Genomic DNA, 16327 nt, shown 5'->3' on the forward strand with positions numbered 1-16327 from the left:
CCCACCGTTCTCCCGATGAGCGACTCACAGTCCGGCCCTCTCTCGCCCGACCGCCCGGACGCCGAGCAGGCCTTCCGCGTCGACGCCCCCTTCGAGCCCGCCGGCGACCAGCCAGAGGCTATCGAGCAACTGGCCGCGGGGTTCCGGCAGGGGATGGACGAGCAGACGCTGCTCGGGGTGACGGGCTCGGGCAAGACCAACACCGTCTCGTGGGTGGTCGAGGAGATCCAGAAGCCGACGCTGGTGATCGCCCACAACAAGACGCTGGCGGCCCAGCTCTACGAGGAGTTCCGCGAGCTCTTTCCGGACAACGCCGTCGAGTACTTCGTCTCCTACTACGACTACTACCAGCCCGAGGCCTACGTCGAGCAAACAGACACGTACATCGACAAGGACGCCTCGATCAACGACGAGATCGACCGGCTGCGCCACTCCGCGACCCGGTCGCTGCTGACACGGGAGGACGTCATCGTCGTCGCCTCGGTGTCGGCGATCTACGGGCTCGGCGACCCGCGCAACTACGTCGACATGTCCCTGCGCGTCGAGAGCGGCCAGCAGCTGGACCGCGAGGAGCTGCTGGGACGGCTGGTCGACCTCAACTACGAGCGCAACGACGTCGACTTCACGCAGGGTACCTTCCGGGTGCGCGGCGACACCGTCGAAATCTACCCGATGTACGGCCGCTACGCCGTCCGGGTGGAGTTCTGGGGTGACGAGGTCGACCGCCTCCGGAAGGTCGACCCCCTGGAGGGGGAGGTGGTGAGCGAGGAACCCGCCGTCCTGCTGCACCCCGCCGAGCACTACTCGATCCCCGAGGACCGGCTCGAGCAGGCCATCGAGGAGATCCGCGACCTCAAGAAGGACCGCGTGCGCCACTTCGAGCGCCAGGGCGACATGGTCGCCGCCCAGCGTATCGAGGAGCGCACCACCTTCGACCTCGAGATGCTGGAGGAGACGGGCTACTGCTCGGGCATCGAGAACTACTCGGTCCACCTCTCGGACCGCGAGCCCGGCGAGGCCCCCTACACGCTGCTTGATTACTTTCCCGACGACTTCCTGACGGTCGTCGACGAGTCCCACCAGACGCTGCCCCAGATCCGCGGGCAGTTCGAGGGTGACAAGTCACGGAAAGACTCGCTGGTCGAGAACGGGTTTCGGTTGCCGACCGCGTACGACAACCGCCCGCTGACCTTCGAGGAGTTCGAGGCGAAGACCGGCCAGACGCTGTACGTCTCGGCGACGCCGGCCGACTACGAGCGCGAGACGAGCGCCCAGGTCGTCGAGCAGATCGTCCGGCCGACCCACCTCGTCGACCCCGCGGTCGAGGTCTCCCCCGCCGAGGGACAGGTCAGCGACGTCATCGAGCGGCTCCAGGCGCTGCCCGACGACGAGCGGGCGCTCGTGACCACCCTGACAAAGCGGATGGCCGAGGACCTCACCGAGTATCTCGGGGAGGCGGGCATCGACGTCGAGTACATGCACGACGAGACCGACACCCTCCAGCGCCACGAACTCATCCGGAAGCTCCGGCTCGGGGAGCTGGACTGTATCGTCGGGATCAACCTCCTGCGCGAGGGGCTCGACATCCCGGAGGTCTCCCTCGTTGCGATCCTGGACGCCGACCAGGAGGGCTTTCTCCGGTCGGAGACCATGCTCGTCCAGACGATGGGGCGAGCAGCTCGCAATGTCAACGGCGAGGTGGTGCTGTACGCCGACGACCCCAGCGACGCCATGGAATCGGCCATCGAAGAGACGCGGCGGCGCCGGGAGATCCAGCGGGAGTACAACGAGAAACACGGCTACGAGCCGACGACTATCGACAAGCCGGTCGGCGAGACGAACCTCCCCGGCGCCGAGACCGACACCGGCGAGGCCGCCAGCCTCGACCCCAAGGACGCCGAGGAGGCGGCCCGGGCCATCGACGAACTGGAGGCCCGGATGCAGGAGGCTGCCGACAACCTCGAGTTCGAACTCGCCGCCGACATCCGCGACCGGATCCGCGACCTCCGGCAGGAACACGACCTCAACGGGACCAGCGAGGACGACGGGGTTCCGGCTCCGGAACCCGACTTCGAGTAGCCGGCTCGCCGTTTTCCGGCGGCAGACTTCTTTGTCACGGGGCCTGACATCCGGATATGGCAGCCACCGAGACGGACGCCGGCGTCGACATTCCGGACGCCGCCACCGAGCGGACCGTCACCGCCAACGGCCAGCAGGTCCACTACCTGACCGCCGGCGATGGCGACCCGACACTCCTCCTGCTCCACGGCGGGATCATCGACGCCGCCCACGTCACCTGGGGCGAGCAGGTCGGGCCGCTGGCCGAGCACGCCACCGTGGTTGCGCCGGACCTGCCGGGCTACGGCGCGAGCCCGCTGCCCGACGGCGAGTGGTCGGTCCCCCACCACGTCGACACCGTCGCGGCCATGCTCGATGAGCTGGACGTCGACGACGCGGTGCTCGCGGGCGTCTCGATGGGTGGCGGCGTCGCGGTCGGGGTCGGGCTTGCGGCTCCCGCGCGCGTCGACCGGCTGGTGGCGTTCGACCCCTTCGCGCTCGGCGGCGGGCTGCCGAACGGCCGTCTGTCCTGGCTGCTGGCGAAGGTACAGGTCACCAACCACGCCGCGGTCGCCCTGATGCGTCGGAGCCGGGGGTTCGTGGAGCGTTCCGTCAACGGGCTCTGTTACGAGGGAAACGAGGTCAGCGACGTCACGGTCGACCGGGTCTTCCAGGAGGTCCAGCGGCCGAACGCGGGTGCAGCCTTCCGGAAGCTCCGCGACTACGAGGTCACACGCGAGGGCTACCGGACGGACTACTCTCCCCGGCTGGGGGAGCTTGCGGTGCCCGCGCGGTTCGTCCACGGCCGCGAGGACGACCTGATCCCGCTTGCGGTCTCCGAGCGCGCCCACGAGCGGGTTCCCGACTCCGAACTGTTCGTGCTCGAGGAGTGTGGCCACATCCCGCCGCTGGAGCTTCCCGAGCGGTCCCGCGAACTGCTCCGTGAAGTGCTCTGAGCCCCGTCTGTCGACCCTCACCTCCTGTCGGATCTTCTTTCCGCCCCGACTCGATGTGAGAGCGCTCGCGTATTCTATATCGCGAAATGCGATTTACGATCGCCTGGCTCGCTCCAGACGCGGCCCGTGGCTCCGGTTTCACCGGGGCGGCGGCGTGGGGTCCGACACTCGCTGCGGCCCGCCGGCCAGTGCCATCCCTTCGCGCCCGGAGTCTCGCGGCCGGCCGTCGGAACTCCGGAGGCTCCGGGGCTCGTGGTCGCCACCCTCCCCCGGTCCGACGGCGGCGCCCGCCAGGACGGTCCCGCGCTCGCGAGAGCGTGTGCACGCACTCGCGCGGTGGCGCCCAGAGGTCCTCCCGCTACCGGTAGCCGGCCATCGTCCACGGCACAGCCTACCCCTGTGTCGTCCATCCACCGAATGGCCCGCATCTTCCGGCTTCAACAGTTCACGCGCCGCTTCCCGGCGGACGACGCGGTCCGCCGGGCTCACAAAATATACCGCATGTCGCGATATCGAATCAGAGGTGGTCGTCGATCCGGGCGGCGGTCTGCTCACCCACGCCCTCGACGTCCCGGAGTTCCTCGAGCGAGGCCTCACGGACTCCCGCGACGCTACCGAAGCGGCCGAGCAGCCGCCTGCGGGTCTCCGGGCCGACGCCGGGCACGCCGTCGAGCGGGGTCGAGACCTCGTCGCGAACCGTCTCGTGGTACTGGCGGGCGAAGCGGTGGGCCTCGTCGCGGACCCGCTGGAGGAGATGCAGGTGGGGGGCGTCGTCGGGCCAGTCCTCGACGCCGTCCGGGGTGACGACCCGCTCCTCGCTCTTCGCGAGGGCGACGACCGGCACGTCCCAGCCGACCTCGCGGAGCGCATCCCGGGCCGCGCCGAGCTGTCCCTCGCCGCCGTCGACCAGAAGCAGGTCCGGGTCCGGGCGGTCGTCCCGTCCCTCGCGGGCCCGCTCGGCGCGCCACCGCACCAGCGCCCGCATGTTGGCGTAGTCGTCGTTTCGCTCCGCCAGCTTCTTGCGGCGGTACCCCTCCTTGGCGGGCTCGCCGCCGACGAAGCAGACGTTGCTGCCCACGACCGCCCGGCCCTGCGCGTGGCTCACGTCGAAGCCCTCGACCCGCGCGGCGGCGTCCAGTCCCAGCGCCCCGGCCAGGGCCTCCGTCCCGTCCCGGGTCGGGTGACCCCGGCGGGCGTTCTTCGTCGCGAGGTCGACCAGCGTCGCCTCCCGACCGGCGCCCGGCACCCGGAGGTCGGTCCCGGCGCCGGCCAGCCAGGCCTCGATGTCCTCGCCCGCGCCGTCGCCTGCTTTCTCGGCGTCATCGCTCGCCCGCGGGTACTCGGGACAGAGCACCGCCGCCGGCAGTTCCCGCTCGGCGTAGTACTGGGTGATAAAGGCGCCAAGCACGTCCGCCGCCCCCGCGCTCTCGGGCGCGTCCAGGGGGTACCGGTCGCGCTCGACGAGCTTGCCGTCCTCCGCGCGGAGGCGCGCGACCGTGGCGCCGCTACCTTCGAGGGAAACTCCGAGCACGTCGACGGTCCGGCCCTCGCTCTCGCGGGCGGCCACGGCGCCGCCGCCCTCGCCGTGGAAGGACTCGACGGCTGCCAGCCGGTCCCGGAGGTTCGCGGCCCGCTCGTATGCCTGGTCCTGTGCGGCCCCCTCCATCTCCCGGCGCAGCGGCCCGGCGAGGACGCCGGTCTCGCCCTCGAGGAAGCGCTCGACGGCCTCGACGTCCGCGAGGTAGTCTTCGCCGCTGATCTCGCCGGTACAGGGGGCCGTACACAGCCCGACCTCGTAATCCAGACAGGGCCGGTCCCGGTTGCGGTACTTGTGGTCCGAACACCCGCGAACGCCGTAGACCTCCCGCAGGGCCTTCACGACGGTTTCGACTCTGCCCTTGTCGGTGAAGGGGCCGAAGACCGTCGCGCCCTCCTCGGGGTCGCGTGTCACCTCGATCCGAGGGGCGTCGTGGTCGGTCAGCTGCACGAGGGGGTAGGACTTGTCGTCTTTCAGCCGGACGTTGTACCGGGGCCGATGGCGTTTGATCAGGTTCGCCTCGAGCAGCAGCGCCTGGGTCTCGGTGTCGGTGACGGCGGGCTCGATCCGCTCGGCCTCCGCGACCATCCGGGCGATCCGCTCGCTTCTCGGCTCGGCGTAGGAGCGCACCCGGTCGCGAACCGAGACGGCCTTGCCGACGTACAGGACGCGGTCACCGGCGAGGAACTGGTAGACGCCGGGCTCGTCGGGGAGTCCGGCCGCTCGCTCCAGGACCGCCTCCCGGTCCATAGAGACGGTTGGGTGCCGCCGGCAATCAGCCTCACGCTCTCCGTCCTCCTGGGCGGTGTCTGTGGCGCCGACCCCCGACGGCTATGTGTCCGGTCGTCCAACCTCCGGTATGATCGTCGCCGAGGCCGACGGGACGGTCCAGTTCGTCACGCAGCCGGCCCACGCCGCTCTAGCGGGGCAGTTCGCCGACCGCTGGGGCGGGGCCGTCGAGGCGCCGTCGCCCCGGGCGCCCGCGGTCCACGCCGCCTACGCCCACGACGACGGCTGGCTCGCCTACGACCGGGTCCCGCACCTCCACGACGACGGGCGGGTCGTCGACTTCCGCTCCGTTCCGGACGACGTGTGGGTCGACCTCTACGGGGAGGGGGTCGACGCCGTCGCCGCAGCCGACGCCCACGCCGGCCTGCTGTGCTCGCTGCACGGGGCCGGACTTCGGCGCCGGCGCTACGGGCTCTCGCCGTCCTGGCCCGACACCCCGCCGGCCTTCGAAGCGTACGTCGCCCGCGAGGAGGACCGGCAGGCCCGCCTCGCCGAGGACCTCCGGGCTGCCGGCCGGCTCGACGATGCCGACCTGGGTCTGCTCGACGCGCTCCACGCGGCCGGCGGACCGCCCGCCGACCCGGACAGCCGGCTGTGGCGCAACTACCAGCGGCTGCAGGCCTGGGACGCGCTCTCGCTGTTTTTCTGCACCGCGGTCACCCCGGGGGCGACCGACCTGGAGCGGGTCCCGACCGGTCCGAACGCGGAGACGACCGTTCGGGTCGAACGTGACGGCTCCGGGGATGGCGAGTACCGCCTCGGCCCGTACCCCTTCGAGGCCGCGCCGCTCCGGGTGACCGTCCCGGTCCGAACGGTCACGGACGACTTCGACTCCGAGGCCGACCTCCGGCGGCGCTACTACGAGTCGCCCCGAGCGGAGAAGGCGTTCACGCTGCGGCCGGCGTGACTGGCAGCCTGGACGCTCCACTGATCCCGGTCGGCGCGCGCTGTCGCGCGTATCCTCGCGCGACGAGCGCCGTGCGAGGTCTTCCCGAGTGCAACGAAGGAAGGCTCGGAAGGCGAGCGAAGCGAGTCTTCCGGTGGATGAGGAACGCAACGAGCGCAGCGAGTGAGTACCGCAGTCGGCTGGGGAGGTGTGTGGCCTCCGGTAGTTACTCTGGATAGTCGAGTCTGATGCGAGAACGGACCGACGGACCGGGGATTTCAGCCCGAGAGTTGGCCCACGCTCCCGACCGACGCGGCAGATACAACAGGCTCCCGTCCGAGCCTCCGGTATGAGCGGCGACGCCGACGACGAGGAGCGCGTCTGGCTGGTGGAACGCGATTACGACCAGAAGGGGCTGGTCAGGCTCGTCTACGCCACGCCCGGCGGCGACCGCCACCTCACGCGGGAACTCTCCCGGCAGATGCTCCAGCGGACCACCGTGACGGCCGCCCGGGTAGTCTCGGCAGACCGGCTCGAACCGACCCCCGGGACCGACCGGGAGCGCTACGCCGCCGAGGCGGGACGGATGGCCGACCGCCACGACCCCGACGACCCGGTCTGACTGTCCGGGACCGGCGGCTACCGAATCAGTTCCTTCGAAAGAAAAAGGGGTCTCCAGTCGGCAGCGGAGCGGCGCTACGCTTCGACGGCGTCGGCGGCCTGCTCGGAGATCTCCTCGACCTGCTGGGCGACCTCTTCCTGGGCCTCGGTGACCTGCTCGCGGAGGTGCTCGACCTGCTCGGAGACGCCCTCGACGGCCTCGACGGACTGGCCCTCGAGTTCGCTGTGGGCCTCGAGCAGGAGGTCGAGCTGCTCGTCGAGCGCGTCGAGGTAGTCCTGGGTCATCTCCTCGCCGGCCTCGATGCTCTGCTCGAACTCGGCGGTGACCTGGTCGAAGGCCTCGGCGTGGTTGTCGAGCAGCGTCTCGTACCCCTCGTCGACGGCCTCGCGAACGTCCGCGACGGCGTCTTCCATGCCGGGGACGTTGGCCTCGAGGGCGTCCAGCAGGCTGTGGGTGGCGCGCTGCTGGAGTTCGACGGTCGAGCGCTGGGCGGACTCCGTGCTCTCCATGCTGTCGAGCATTGCCTGGCCGGCGCGGTGCTGGAACTCGACGGTCTGCTCCATGGCCCGCTGGCTCTGCTCGATGCTCCGGCGCTGCAGTTCGAAGACGGTCGTGACGGGACTGGTGTACTCTGTCATCGTACCACCACGTACACCCCCGCGGCACATAAATATTCCGTTTACTACCATTTGATACCATTTGATGCCACCACTGGTCGATACATCCCAAATGCGTGTCGAACAGCCACCAGCTGCCTGAGCTCCGGTAGTCGCGTTCCTCCGTCGTAGTTGCAGGTCCTGCACCTCCGCACCCGTTTTTATCCCCACTCCGGTCGACCCGCCGGTATGGCGACGATCGAACTCAGCGGTCTGACCAAGACCTACGGCGACGTGACCGCGCTGTCCGGTGTCGACCTGTCGGTTCCGGAGGGAGAGATCTTCGGCTTTCTCGGGCCCAACGGCGCCGGCAAGTCCACGGCGATCGGCATCCTGCTTGATTTCGTCCGGCCGACCGCCGGCGAGGCCCGCGTGTTCGGCATGGACGCCCAGGCCCAGTCGCTGGCGATCCGCGAACGCACGGGCGTGCTCCCCGAGGGGTACCACGTCTACGACCGCCTCTCGGGGCGCGAACACGTCGAGTTCGCCGTCGAATCGAAGGCTGCCAGCGAGGACCCCGACGGCCTCCTCGAGCGGGTCGGCCTCGCCGACGCCGCCGACCGCGCTGCCGGGGGCTACTCCAAGGGGATGAAACAGCGCCTCGCGCTCGCGATGGCGCTGGTCGGGGACCCCGACCTGCTCGTGCTCGACGAGCCCTCGACGGGGCTGGACCCGGCGGGCGCCCGCGAGATCCGCGAGCTCATCCGCGAGGAGAGCGCCGCCGGGACGACGGTCTTTTTCTCCAGTCACATCCTCAGCCAGGTCGAGGCAGTCTGTGACCGGGTGGGCATCCTCCGGGCCGGCGAGCTCGTCGCCGTCGACACCATCGAGGGGCTGCGCGAGGCCGCCGGGACGCGGGCGACGCTGACGGTCACCGTCGCGGCGCTGGCCGACGGGGCCGTCGAGGCGGTCCGCGAGACGCCCGGCGTCGCCTCGGTGTCCGTCGACGGCTCCCGGCTGGTCGTCGACGTCGAGGACGACGCCAAGACGGCCGTCCTCTCGGCGCTGGAGGATGCGGGCGCCGACGTCGAGGACTTCGAGACCGCCGAGTCCTCCCTGGAGGAGCTGTTCCTGTCCTACACCGGCGACGGCGAGCGGGAGGCGACGGGGACAGCGGTCGGGCGCGACGGGGAAGGAGGGAGGCGATGAGCTGGACTGTCGTCGCCCGGAAGGACTTCCGGGACGCGCTGCGCTCGCGGGCCTTCTGGGGTGTCTCCGTGCTCTTCCTGTTGCTCGTGGTCAGCCTGTCGGTCGCCTACGCCCAGGTCGACGAGGTCTCCGGCGGCGACCCCTCGGCCCTGGGGCTCGTCTTCTTCGTCGCCACCGCGATCGGCGTGTTCGTCTCCATCGCGGCGATCCTCACCTGCTACAAGTCCGTCGCCGGCGAGCGCGAGAGCGGCAGCATGAAGCTGTTGCTCGCCCTGCCACACACCCGCCGTGACGTCGTGCTCGGGAAGGTGGCCGGCCGGACGGGCGTGCTCGCGGTCCCGATCGTCGCCGCGTTACTCGTGGGCGCCGGGCTCGGCACGGCGCTTCTGGGCGAGGTCGCCCCCCTCGCGACGGTGCTGTTCGGGCTCGTCGGCCTCCTGTTCGCGCTCACCTACGCCGCGCTGGTCGTCGGGATCTCCGCGACGACCGGCTCGACCGGCCGCGCGGCCGCGCTCGCGATCGGCTTCTTTCTCGTCTTCGAGCTGCTCTGGGACACCGTCGTCATCGCGCTCGTGTTCGTCGCCAACGGGTTCGTCTTCCCATCGGGTCCGGGCGCGCTGCCGGAGTGGACCTACCCGCTCGTCCAGCTCCCCCCGAGCAACGCCTTCGTGACGAGCCTCTCGGCGGTCATCCCAGACGCACCCGGCGCGGCGGCCGGCCCCGGCCCCGGTGCCGGTCAGGTCGAGGCGTTCTTCGGGACGCCCTGGCTCGGGCTCGCCGTGCTCCTGTTCTGGGTCGTCGTCCCCCTGGCGCTCGGTTACCGCCGCTTCGCCCGCGCGGACCTCTGAGGGCTCCAGTCGGGTCCTCTCCGGCGACCGCAATGCACTTGATCGACACGCTCCCAGGCTGGCGTATGTCAGCCCTGACGATCTCCGGCGTCACCAAGACCTTCGGTGGCGTCACCGCCCTCCGCGACCTCGACCTCACGGTACACGAGGGAGAGGTCTTCGGCTTTCTCGGCCCGAACGGCGCCGGGAAGTCGACCGCGATCAACGTCGTGCTTGACTACCTCACTCCCGACACCGGCTCCGTCGAGGTGTTCGGGGTCGACGCACAGGCCGACCCGGTCGCCGTCCGGGAGCGCGTCGGTGTTCTCCCCGAGGGGTACAGCGTCCTCGGCGAACTCACGGGCCGCGAGCACGTCGCGTTCGCCGTCGAGTCGAAAGGCGGCAGCGAGGACCCTGCAGACGTACTCGACCTCGTCGGGCTCGCACCCGTCGCCGACCGCCGGGCCGCCGACTACTCGAAGGGGATGCGCCAGCGGCTGGCCTTCGGGATGGCCATCGTCGGGGACCCCGACCTGCTCGTGCTCGACGAGCCGACGACCGGTCTCGACCCCAACGGCGCACGGTTCATCCGCGACACCGTCTCCAGCCTGCGCGACGACGGCACGGCCGTGTTCTTCTCCAGTCACATCCTCGACCAGGTTGAGGCCGTCGCCGACCGGGTGGGGATCCTCCGTGGCGGCGAACTCGTCGCCGTCGACTCCATCGACGGCCTCCGGGCCGCCGCCGGGGGTGGCTCCCGGCTGGAGGTCACGCTCGACGCCGACCCCTCCCCGGCCCGGCTCGACGCCGTCCGCGGCCTCAACGGCGTCTCGGAGGCCACCGCCGCGGGCACGACGGTCACGGTCGCCTGCGAGAATCGGGCGAAAGCCGCCGTCGTCGACGAGCTCCGGGCCGACGGCGCGACCGTGCTCGGCTTCGAGACCAGCGAGACCTCGCTGGACGAACTGTTCGCCCGCTACACATGAGGTGGCCACGCATCGCCCGGAAGGAATTCCGGGACGCAGCCCGCACCCGGTCGCTGTTCGTCGCCACCGCGCTGTTCGCTATCCTCGGTGGCGCCACCGGCTACTTCGGCGGCGCAACCGGGGGCGCCGCGCGAGCGCTCCCCACCGCCGCCCTCGGCCTGCTGACCTTCTTCGTCCCCGTGGTCGCGCTGGGGTTCAGCTACGAGGCCGTCGTCTCTCCACGCGAGCGAGGGAGCCTCCAGTTCCTGCTCGGGCTGCCCTTCAACCGCTGGGACGTTCTCCTCGGTACCTATGCCGGCCGGCTGGCCATCGTCTGGGTCTCCGTGCTCGCTGGCTTCGTCGCGCTCGCGCTGGCGGCGCTGCTCCGTGGTGTCGTCGTCTCGCCGGCTGCCGCCGCCGGCTCGCTCGCGACCGCCGCAGCGCTGGGGCTCGCATTCGTCGCCATCGGCGTCGGCCTCTCGGCGGCCGTCCGCTCGACACAGGCCGCCGCCATCCTCGCGTTCGGGCTCTTCTTGCTGTTTTTCTTTTTCTGGTGGCAGGTGCCCGGGCTGGTCGCGTACGTGTTCAACGGCTTCGCCGCTCCGCCGGAGCCGCCCGCGTGGGCACCGGTCTTCCGGTCGCTGAACCCCGTCGCGGCCTACGGCGTCCTCGGTAACTCGCTCGCCGCCGACAGCGTCGGCGCCGGGCTCATCGGCGGCGCCGTCGACTCGCCGTCGCTCGCCGCCGCCGTCCTCGCCGGCTGGGCAACGCTCCCGCCGCTTGCGGGCTACCTGCGGTTCCGGGACGACGACCTCTGAAGCGGCTGACCCCCGCGGTTCAGCCGTCCACTTCGACCCCGCGCTCGGCCAGCAGCTCCAGAAACGCCGCCTCGTCCAGCTGCGGGACCCCTTCGGCCTCGGCGTCCTCCTGCTTGGTCCGGCCGGGATCCTCGCCGACCACGAGGTAGTCGGTGTTGCCCGAGACGCTACCCGTCGCCGACCCGCCGTGGCGCTCCACCAGCTCCTGGGCGTCGTCCCTGGTGAACCGCTCCAGCGCCCCCGTGAACACGAACGTCTCCCCGGCGAGTGCCTCCCCGTCACCGGTGTCGGCGGGCCGTGGGTCGACGTGCTCCAGCAGGCCGTCGATGACCGCGGCGTTTCGCTCGCTGTCGAAAAAGTCCCGGATCTCGGCCGCGACCGTCGGGCCGACGTCCTCCACGTCCCGTAACTGGTCCTCGCTCGCCTCCCTGACGGCCCCGAAGGTGCCGAAGGCTCGTGCGAGCGCACGCGCGGTCGTGTCACCCACCTCCGGGATGCCCAGTGCCGTCAGGAAGTCCGCGAGCGCGGGCTCGGTCGTCGCCGCTATCTCGCGGACGAGGTTTTCGGCGCTGGTCTCGCCCCACCCCTCCAGCTCCTGCAGGTCCCCGACGGTCAGCTCGTAGAGGTCCGGCAGCGACTCGACCAGTCCGGCGTCGACGAGCTGCTCGACGGCCTTTTCGCCCAGCCCCTCGATGTCCAGCGCCTCCCGGCTGGCGTAGTACTCGACCGCCCGCTCGAGCTGTGCGGGACAGGCCAGCCCGCCGGTACAGAAGGCCAGCGGCCCCTCGCGCTCGACAGGCGAGCCACAGGCCGGGCAGGTCTCGGGAAACTCGAAGTGGCCGTTCCCGCCGTCGAGCACCTCGACCACGTCGGGGATGACGTCCCCGGCCCGCTCGACGCGGACCTCGTCGCCGACGCCGACGCCCAGCCGGCGTATCTCCTCGGGGTTGTGGAGGCTGGCCCGCGAGACCTCGACGCCGCTGACCTCCACCGGGTCCAGCAGCGCGACGGGGGTAAGCCGGCCCGTCCGGCCGACCTGGACGACGATGTCTCTCACCGTGGTCTCGCCGCTGCGGGCGGGAAACTTGTAGGCGAAAGCCCAGCGCGGCGCCCGGGAGGTCGTCCCCAGCCGCTCGCAGGCCGCCCGGTCGTTGACCTTGAGGACGACGCCGTCGACTTCGAAATCCAGTTCGTCGCGGGCCGCCAGCAGCCGGTCGCGGTAGTCGATGGCCGCCTCCACGTCGCTGACGAGCTCCGCGCGGTCGGTCGTGCGCAGCCCCCACGCCGGCAGGCGCTCGTAGACCCCGGCGCTGGTGGCGAAGTCGGCCGTCGACGCCAGCACCGAGAAGAAGAAGACCGCGAGCGGACGGTCGGCCACGACTGTCGGGTCGAGCTGCCGGAGCGTCCCGGCGGCGGCGTTTCTGGGGTTGGCGAAGGGGTCCTCGCCGCGCTCGACGCGCTCGCGGTTGTACTCTTGGAAGGCCTCGCGGGGCATGTAGACCTCCCCGCGGACGGCGAGCCGGTCGGGGTAGTCCCCGCGCAGCCGCTCGGGCACCGAGGGGATCGTCCGGACCTGTGCTGTCACGTCGTCGCCGACCTCGCCGTCCCCGCGGGTTGCCGCCCGCTCGTAGCGGCCGTCCTCGTAGACCACCTCGACGGAGAGCCCGTCGAACTTGGGCTCACAGAAGTACTCCACCTCGCCCACCTCCCCCCGGACCCGCTCGTCGAAGGCGCGGACGTCCGCGGCATCGCCGCTCTGGTCGACCGACAGCATCGGCGCGACGTGTTCCACCGTGTCGAGTTCGTCGACCGGCTCGCCGCCGACCCGCTGGGTTGGGCTTCCCTCTCGATCGAGGTCGAAGGCCTCCTCCAGCTCCCGCAGGCGGGCGAAGAGGGCGTCGTAGGTCCGGTCGCCGATGACCGGGTCGGCCTCGACGTAGTAGCGGTGGTCGTGGTACCGGATAGCTTCCCGGAGCAACTCCGCCTGCTCGCGGGCCTGCTCCTCGTTCAGTTCGGCGGCCGGCGCGAAGTCGGTGTCCGGCGCCTCGACGTAGGGGTTGTCCCCCGGCCGCTGCTCGCCGCGTCCCATATCCTATCGCCGGTCGGCACGGTATAGAAGCCGGCGGTCTCGGGTCGCTCGACTCCCACTCCGTAGCCGTGGCGCGGAGGTGCTCAGTCCTCGGATTCGCCCCCCGCTTGCGGGTCACGCGGCCGCGTCCCCTGGAACGGGCGGGGCTCGAACGCCTCCCGGGCGAGGAAGGTGTCGGCGCGCTCGCGGAACTCCTCGGAGGCCCAGACCCGGGCGGTGAGGTCGCGGGCCATCTCCTGGCCCGTCAGCCCGAGGTTCGTCCACTGCTTCATCACGGCCTTGATCGTCCGGTAGGCCTGGGGGCTCTTGTCGTCGATGATGGTCTCGACCAGTTCTACTGCCCGGGCCTCCGCGCTGCCGTCCTCGACGACGCGGTTTATCAGCCCGATGGCCTTCGCCTCCTCGGCGGTCAGCAGCCGTCCGGTCAACAGGAGGTCGCGGGCGCGCTTCTCGCCGACCATCAGCGGGAGCAGCTGGACGCCCCCGCCGGCGGCGGTCGAACCCACACCGACCTCCGGCTGGCCGAACTCGGCGCTCTCGGCGGCGACGATGAGGTCACACGCCGAGGCGAGTTCGTTCCCGCCCGCGACGCAGGTCCCCTCGACGCCCGCGACCACCGGTTTACCCGTGTCGCGCAGGATGTCCAGCACGTCGAAGTAGGCCGTCAGCCAGCGCGCGCCCTCCTCGAACTCGAGGTCGGACAGCTCCTGGAGCGAGGCGCCGGCACAGAAAGCGTCGCCGGTCGCCCCGAGCACGATACCCCGGACGCCGTCGTCGCGGTCGGCGGCGACCACGGCCTCGGTCAGTTCGTGCAGCATCCGCAGGTCGATGACGTTGCTGCGCTCGGGCGCGTCCAGCCGGACCACCTCGATGCGGTCGTCCCCCGGGTGTCGCTCGGTCTGGATCGTCTCGGCCATGGCCGGCAGGTCGGCGCCCACGACTATAGTCACCGGGGGCGGCTCCCGGGCAAGAGCGGGCGCAGGGACCCGCCGACGGCGCAGGCGACTACAGCCCGGCGACGTCCTCGATGGCGTCGGTGAGTTCGCGGATACTCTCGACGGTGTGTTCGCCCATGTGGCCGATCCGGAAGCTCTCCTCGCTGATATCGCCGTACCCGCTGGAGAAGACCATGTCGTACTCCTCGGAGACGGCCTCGACGGTCCCGGCCACGTCGATGCCGCGGGTGTTCTCGACGCAGGTCACGGCCTGGGACTCGTACCCCTCCTCGGGGTAGAGGCCGAAGTGCTCGCGGGCCCACTCGCGGGTGTACTCGGCCATCTCCCGGTGGCGCTGGTCCCGTGCCTGGTGGCCCTCCTCGAGCATGTGTTTCATCTGCTTTCGGTAGGCGAGCATCAGCGGGATGGCGGGCGTGGAGTGTGTCTGGCCCTTCCGGTCGTAGTAGTCCAGATTCCGCTGGAAGCCGCCGTACCAGGAGGCGGACTCCTTCCCCAGCTCGCGCTCGTAGGCGGCGTCGCTGACCGTACACACGGCGAGGCCGGGTGGCATCGCGAAGGCCTTCTGAGTGGAGGTGAAGATACAGTCGATGTTGTGGCCCTCGACGTCGACGTAGTCGCCGCCGAGACAGGAGATGGCGTCGACGACGAAGTAGGTGTCCGGGTAGTCGCCGAGCAGGTCCCCGACCTCCTCGACGGGGTTGCGGACTCCGGTGGAAGTCTCGTTCATCACCATGCCGACGGCGTCGTAGTCCTCACCGGACTCCAGGGCGTCCCGGATGTCGTCGGGCTTGACAGCCTCGCCCCACTCGTACTCGACGCGGTCGACGGTCTTGCCGAGGCGCTCGGCGACGTTCGCCTGGCGCTCGCTGAACGCGCCGCTGGTGGGGACGAGCATCCGCTCGTCGACGAGGTTGAGGGTGGTCGCCTCCCAGAACTCGGTGCCCGAGGCGGTGAGCACGATGACGTCCTGGTCGGTGTCCAGAAACTCCTTGGTGTCCTCCACGATGGTCGTGTAGAGGTCGGTCATCCGGTCCATCCGGTGGCCGAACATCGGCTCGGCCATCGCGTCGATGACGTCCTCGCGGACCTCGGTCGGACCCGGAAGGTACAGCGTCTTTTCGGGGTAGTCGTCCCTGTATTGGTTGGTCACGGCAGCCACCTCGTGTGGCGTACCCTCGCGGCCGGGCGTCATGGGCGTTTTGATGCCGTGCCGGTCGGTGTCTCCCCGGCTTCGCGACGGTGCGTCCGGCGCCACCGTGACGACAGACAGGTACGCCAAAGTACGGGGCCCCCTGACCCGGAATATGGACACGCTACAGGAGTTGCTCGAGCGCAACGCCCGTCACGTCGAATCGCTGCCCGAGGGACACTTCGCGGACGTCCAGGACGGTCAGGAACCGACGGCCGTCTCGGTCTGCTGTCCGGACTCGCGGGTGTCCCAGGAGGGGATGTGGGACGTCGAGGAGCCGGGCTGGCTGTTCGCGCCGAGCACCATCGGCAACCAGGTCTGGGACCGCCACGGGGGCGAGCGGGTCGTCGACGGCTCCGTCCTGTACCCCATCGCCTACACGGGCACGCGGACGGCGGTCGTCGTCGGCCACACCGGCTGTGGCGCGGTGACGGCCGCGCTGGAGGCCGTCCGCGACGAGGGTAGCGAGGGAGACGGCGGCGACGGAGGGGACGACGAGACCCCGCCGGGCGTGGCGAAGTGGGTCGACGCGCTCGTCCCGGTCGTCGAGGACGGGCTGGCCGACGAGCGCGTCGACTCCGACCGGGAGGCGGGGCTGGTCGACCAGCTCGTCGAGTACAACGTCGACCGCCAGGTCGCCTTCCTTTGCGGGAGCGAGGAGGTTCCCGACGATACCGACGTCTACGGCTTCGTCTACGACTTCCAGCGGGTCTACGGCGACGACCCCGGCCGGACCTACCTGGTCAACGCCGACGGCGAGACCGACGCCGGCGCGCTGCGCGAGCGCGTCCCCGCCGACTTCGAGGAGGCGGTCCGGCGACTGCTGTAAC

At 70.7% G+C, this 16327-nt stretch carries 14 protein-coding genes; 9 read left to right on the forward strand and 5 right to left on the reverse strand.

All coding sequences use genetic code 11. The annotated features are described in order from the left end of the window. Positions 1-15 precede the first annotated feature (15 nt). Complete coding sequence (uvrB, locus tag GN153_RS15765; protein ID WP_159904478.1) at positions 16-2079, forward strand: excinuclease ABC subunit UvrB; 2064 nt, start codon at positions 16-18, stop codon at positions 2077-2079. A 56-nt stretch (positions 2080-2135) separates the two neighbouring features. Then, on the forward strand, positions 2136-3014 hold the full coding sequence (locus GN153_RS15770; RefSeq protein WP_159904480.1) for an alpha/beta fold hydrolase: 879 nt from the start codon (positions 2136-2138) through the stop codon (positions 3012-3014). 517 nt (positions 3015-3531) lie between these two features. On the opposite strand, the gene GN153_RS15775 is transcribed toward GN153_RS15770, so the two are convergent. Continuing rightward, positions 3532-5301 (reverse strand): excinuclease ABC subunit C, encoded by a 1770-nt coding sequence (locus tag GN153_RS15775; RefSeq protein WP_159904482.1) that lies wholly within the window; start codon positions 5299-5301, stop codon positions 3532-3534. A gap of 109 nt (positions 5302-5410) precedes the next feature. Here GN153_RS15775 and GN153_RS15780 point away from each other — a divergent pair, with 109 nt between their 5' ends. Further along, a complete protein-coding gene (locus GN153_RS15780; RefSeq protein ID WP_159904484.1) occupies positions 5411-6247 on the forward strand; it encodes a DUF3891 family protein in 837 nt (278 codons plus the stop codon). Positions 6248-6575: 328 nt separating this feature from the next. Next, on the forward strand, positions 6576-6848 hold the full coding sequence (locus tag GN153_RS15785; RefSeq protein ID WP_159904486.1) for a hypothetical protein: 273 nt from the start codon (positions 6576-6578) through the stop codon (positions 6846-6848). A gap of 74 nt (positions 6849-6922) precedes the next feature. On the opposite strand, the gene GN153_RS15790 is transcribed toward GN153_RS15785, so the two are convergent. After that, entirely contained in the window at positions 6923-7486 is a 564-nt protein-coding gene (locus tag GN153_RS15790) for a hypothetical protein (protein ID WP_159904488.1), read from the reverse strand. Between the two features lie 207 nt (positions 7487-7693). Between GN153_RS15790 and GN153_RS15795 the strand changes: the two genes are divergently transcribed. The 4 genes from GN153_RS15795 (at position 7694) to GN153_RS15810 (ending at position 11263) form a co-directional block, all read left to right on the forward strand. Then, complete coding sequence (locus tag GN153_RS15795) at positions 7694-8653, forward strand: ABC transporter ATP-binding protein (RefSeq protein ID WP_159904490.1); 960 nt, start codon at positions 7694-7696, stop codon at positions 8651-8653. Further along, entirely contained in the window at positions 8650-9501 is an 852-nt protein-coding gene (locus tag GN153_RS15800) for an ABC transporter permease subunit (protein ID WP_159904492.1), read from the forward strand. The genes GN153_RS15795 and GN153_RS15800 overlap by 4 nt, the downstream gene beginning before the upstream one ends. A gap of 65 nt (positions 9502-9566) precedes the next feature. Beyond that, the gene (locus GN153_RS15805) at positions 9567-10466 is read left to right on the forward strand and encodes an ABC transporter ATP-binding protein (protein ID WP_159904494.1); all 900 of its coding nucleotides are present in this window, start codon (positions 9567-9569) and stop codon (positions 10464-10466) included. Next, on the forward strand, positions 10463-11263 hold the full coding sequence (locus GN153_RS15810; protein WP_159904496.1) for an ABC transporter permease: 801 nt from the start codon (positions 10463-10465) through the stop codon (positions 11261-11263). Before GN153_RS15805 ends, GN153_RS15810 begins: the two co-directional genes overlap by 4 nt. Positions 11264-11282: 19 nt before the next feature. Here GN153_RS15810 and ligA read toward each other — a convergent pair whose 3' ends face one another. The 3 genes from ligA to GN153_RS15825 all read right to left on the reverse strand — a co-directional run bounded on the left by ligA (position 11283) and on the right by GN153_RS15825 (position 15458). After that, positions 11283-13352: an NAD-dependent DNA ligase LigA gene (ligA, locus tag GN153_RS15815; RefSeq protein ID WP_159904497.1), complete on the reverse strand. Its 2070-nt coding sequence runs from the start codon at positions 13350-13352 to the stop codon at positions 11283-11285. A gap of 83 nt (positions 13353-13435) precedes the next feature. Further along, the gene (locus GN153_RS15820) at positions 13436-14302 is read right to left on the reverse strand and encodes an enoyl-CoA hydratase/isomerase family protein (protein ID WP_159904498.1); all 867 of its coding nucleotides are present in this window, start codon (positions 14300-14302) and stop codon (positions 13436-13438) included. A 55-nt stretch (positions 14303-14357) separates the two neighbouring features. Next, positions 14358-15458, reverse strand: coding sequence for a pyridoxal-phosphate-dependent aminotransferase family protein (locus GN153_RS15825; RefSeq protein WP_394350946.1), 1101 nt, complete (start codon positions 15456-15458; stop codon positions 14358-14360). Between the two features lie 142 nt (positions 15459-15600). On the opposite strand from GN153_RS15825, the gene GN153_RS15830 reads away from it, so the two are divergent. Beyond that, positions 15601-16326 (forward strand): carbonic anhydrase, encoded by a 726-nt coding sequence (locus GN153_RS15830; protein WP_159905059.1) that lies wholly within the window; start codon positions 15601-15603, stop codon positions 16324-16326. The last annotated feature ends 1 nt before the right edge of the window (position 16327 follow it).

Source organism: Salinirussus salinus (genome assembly GCF_009831455.1).
Taxonomy (GTDB): Archaea; Halobacteriota; Halobacteria; order Halobacteriales; family Haloarculaceae; genus Salinirussus; species Salinirussus salinus.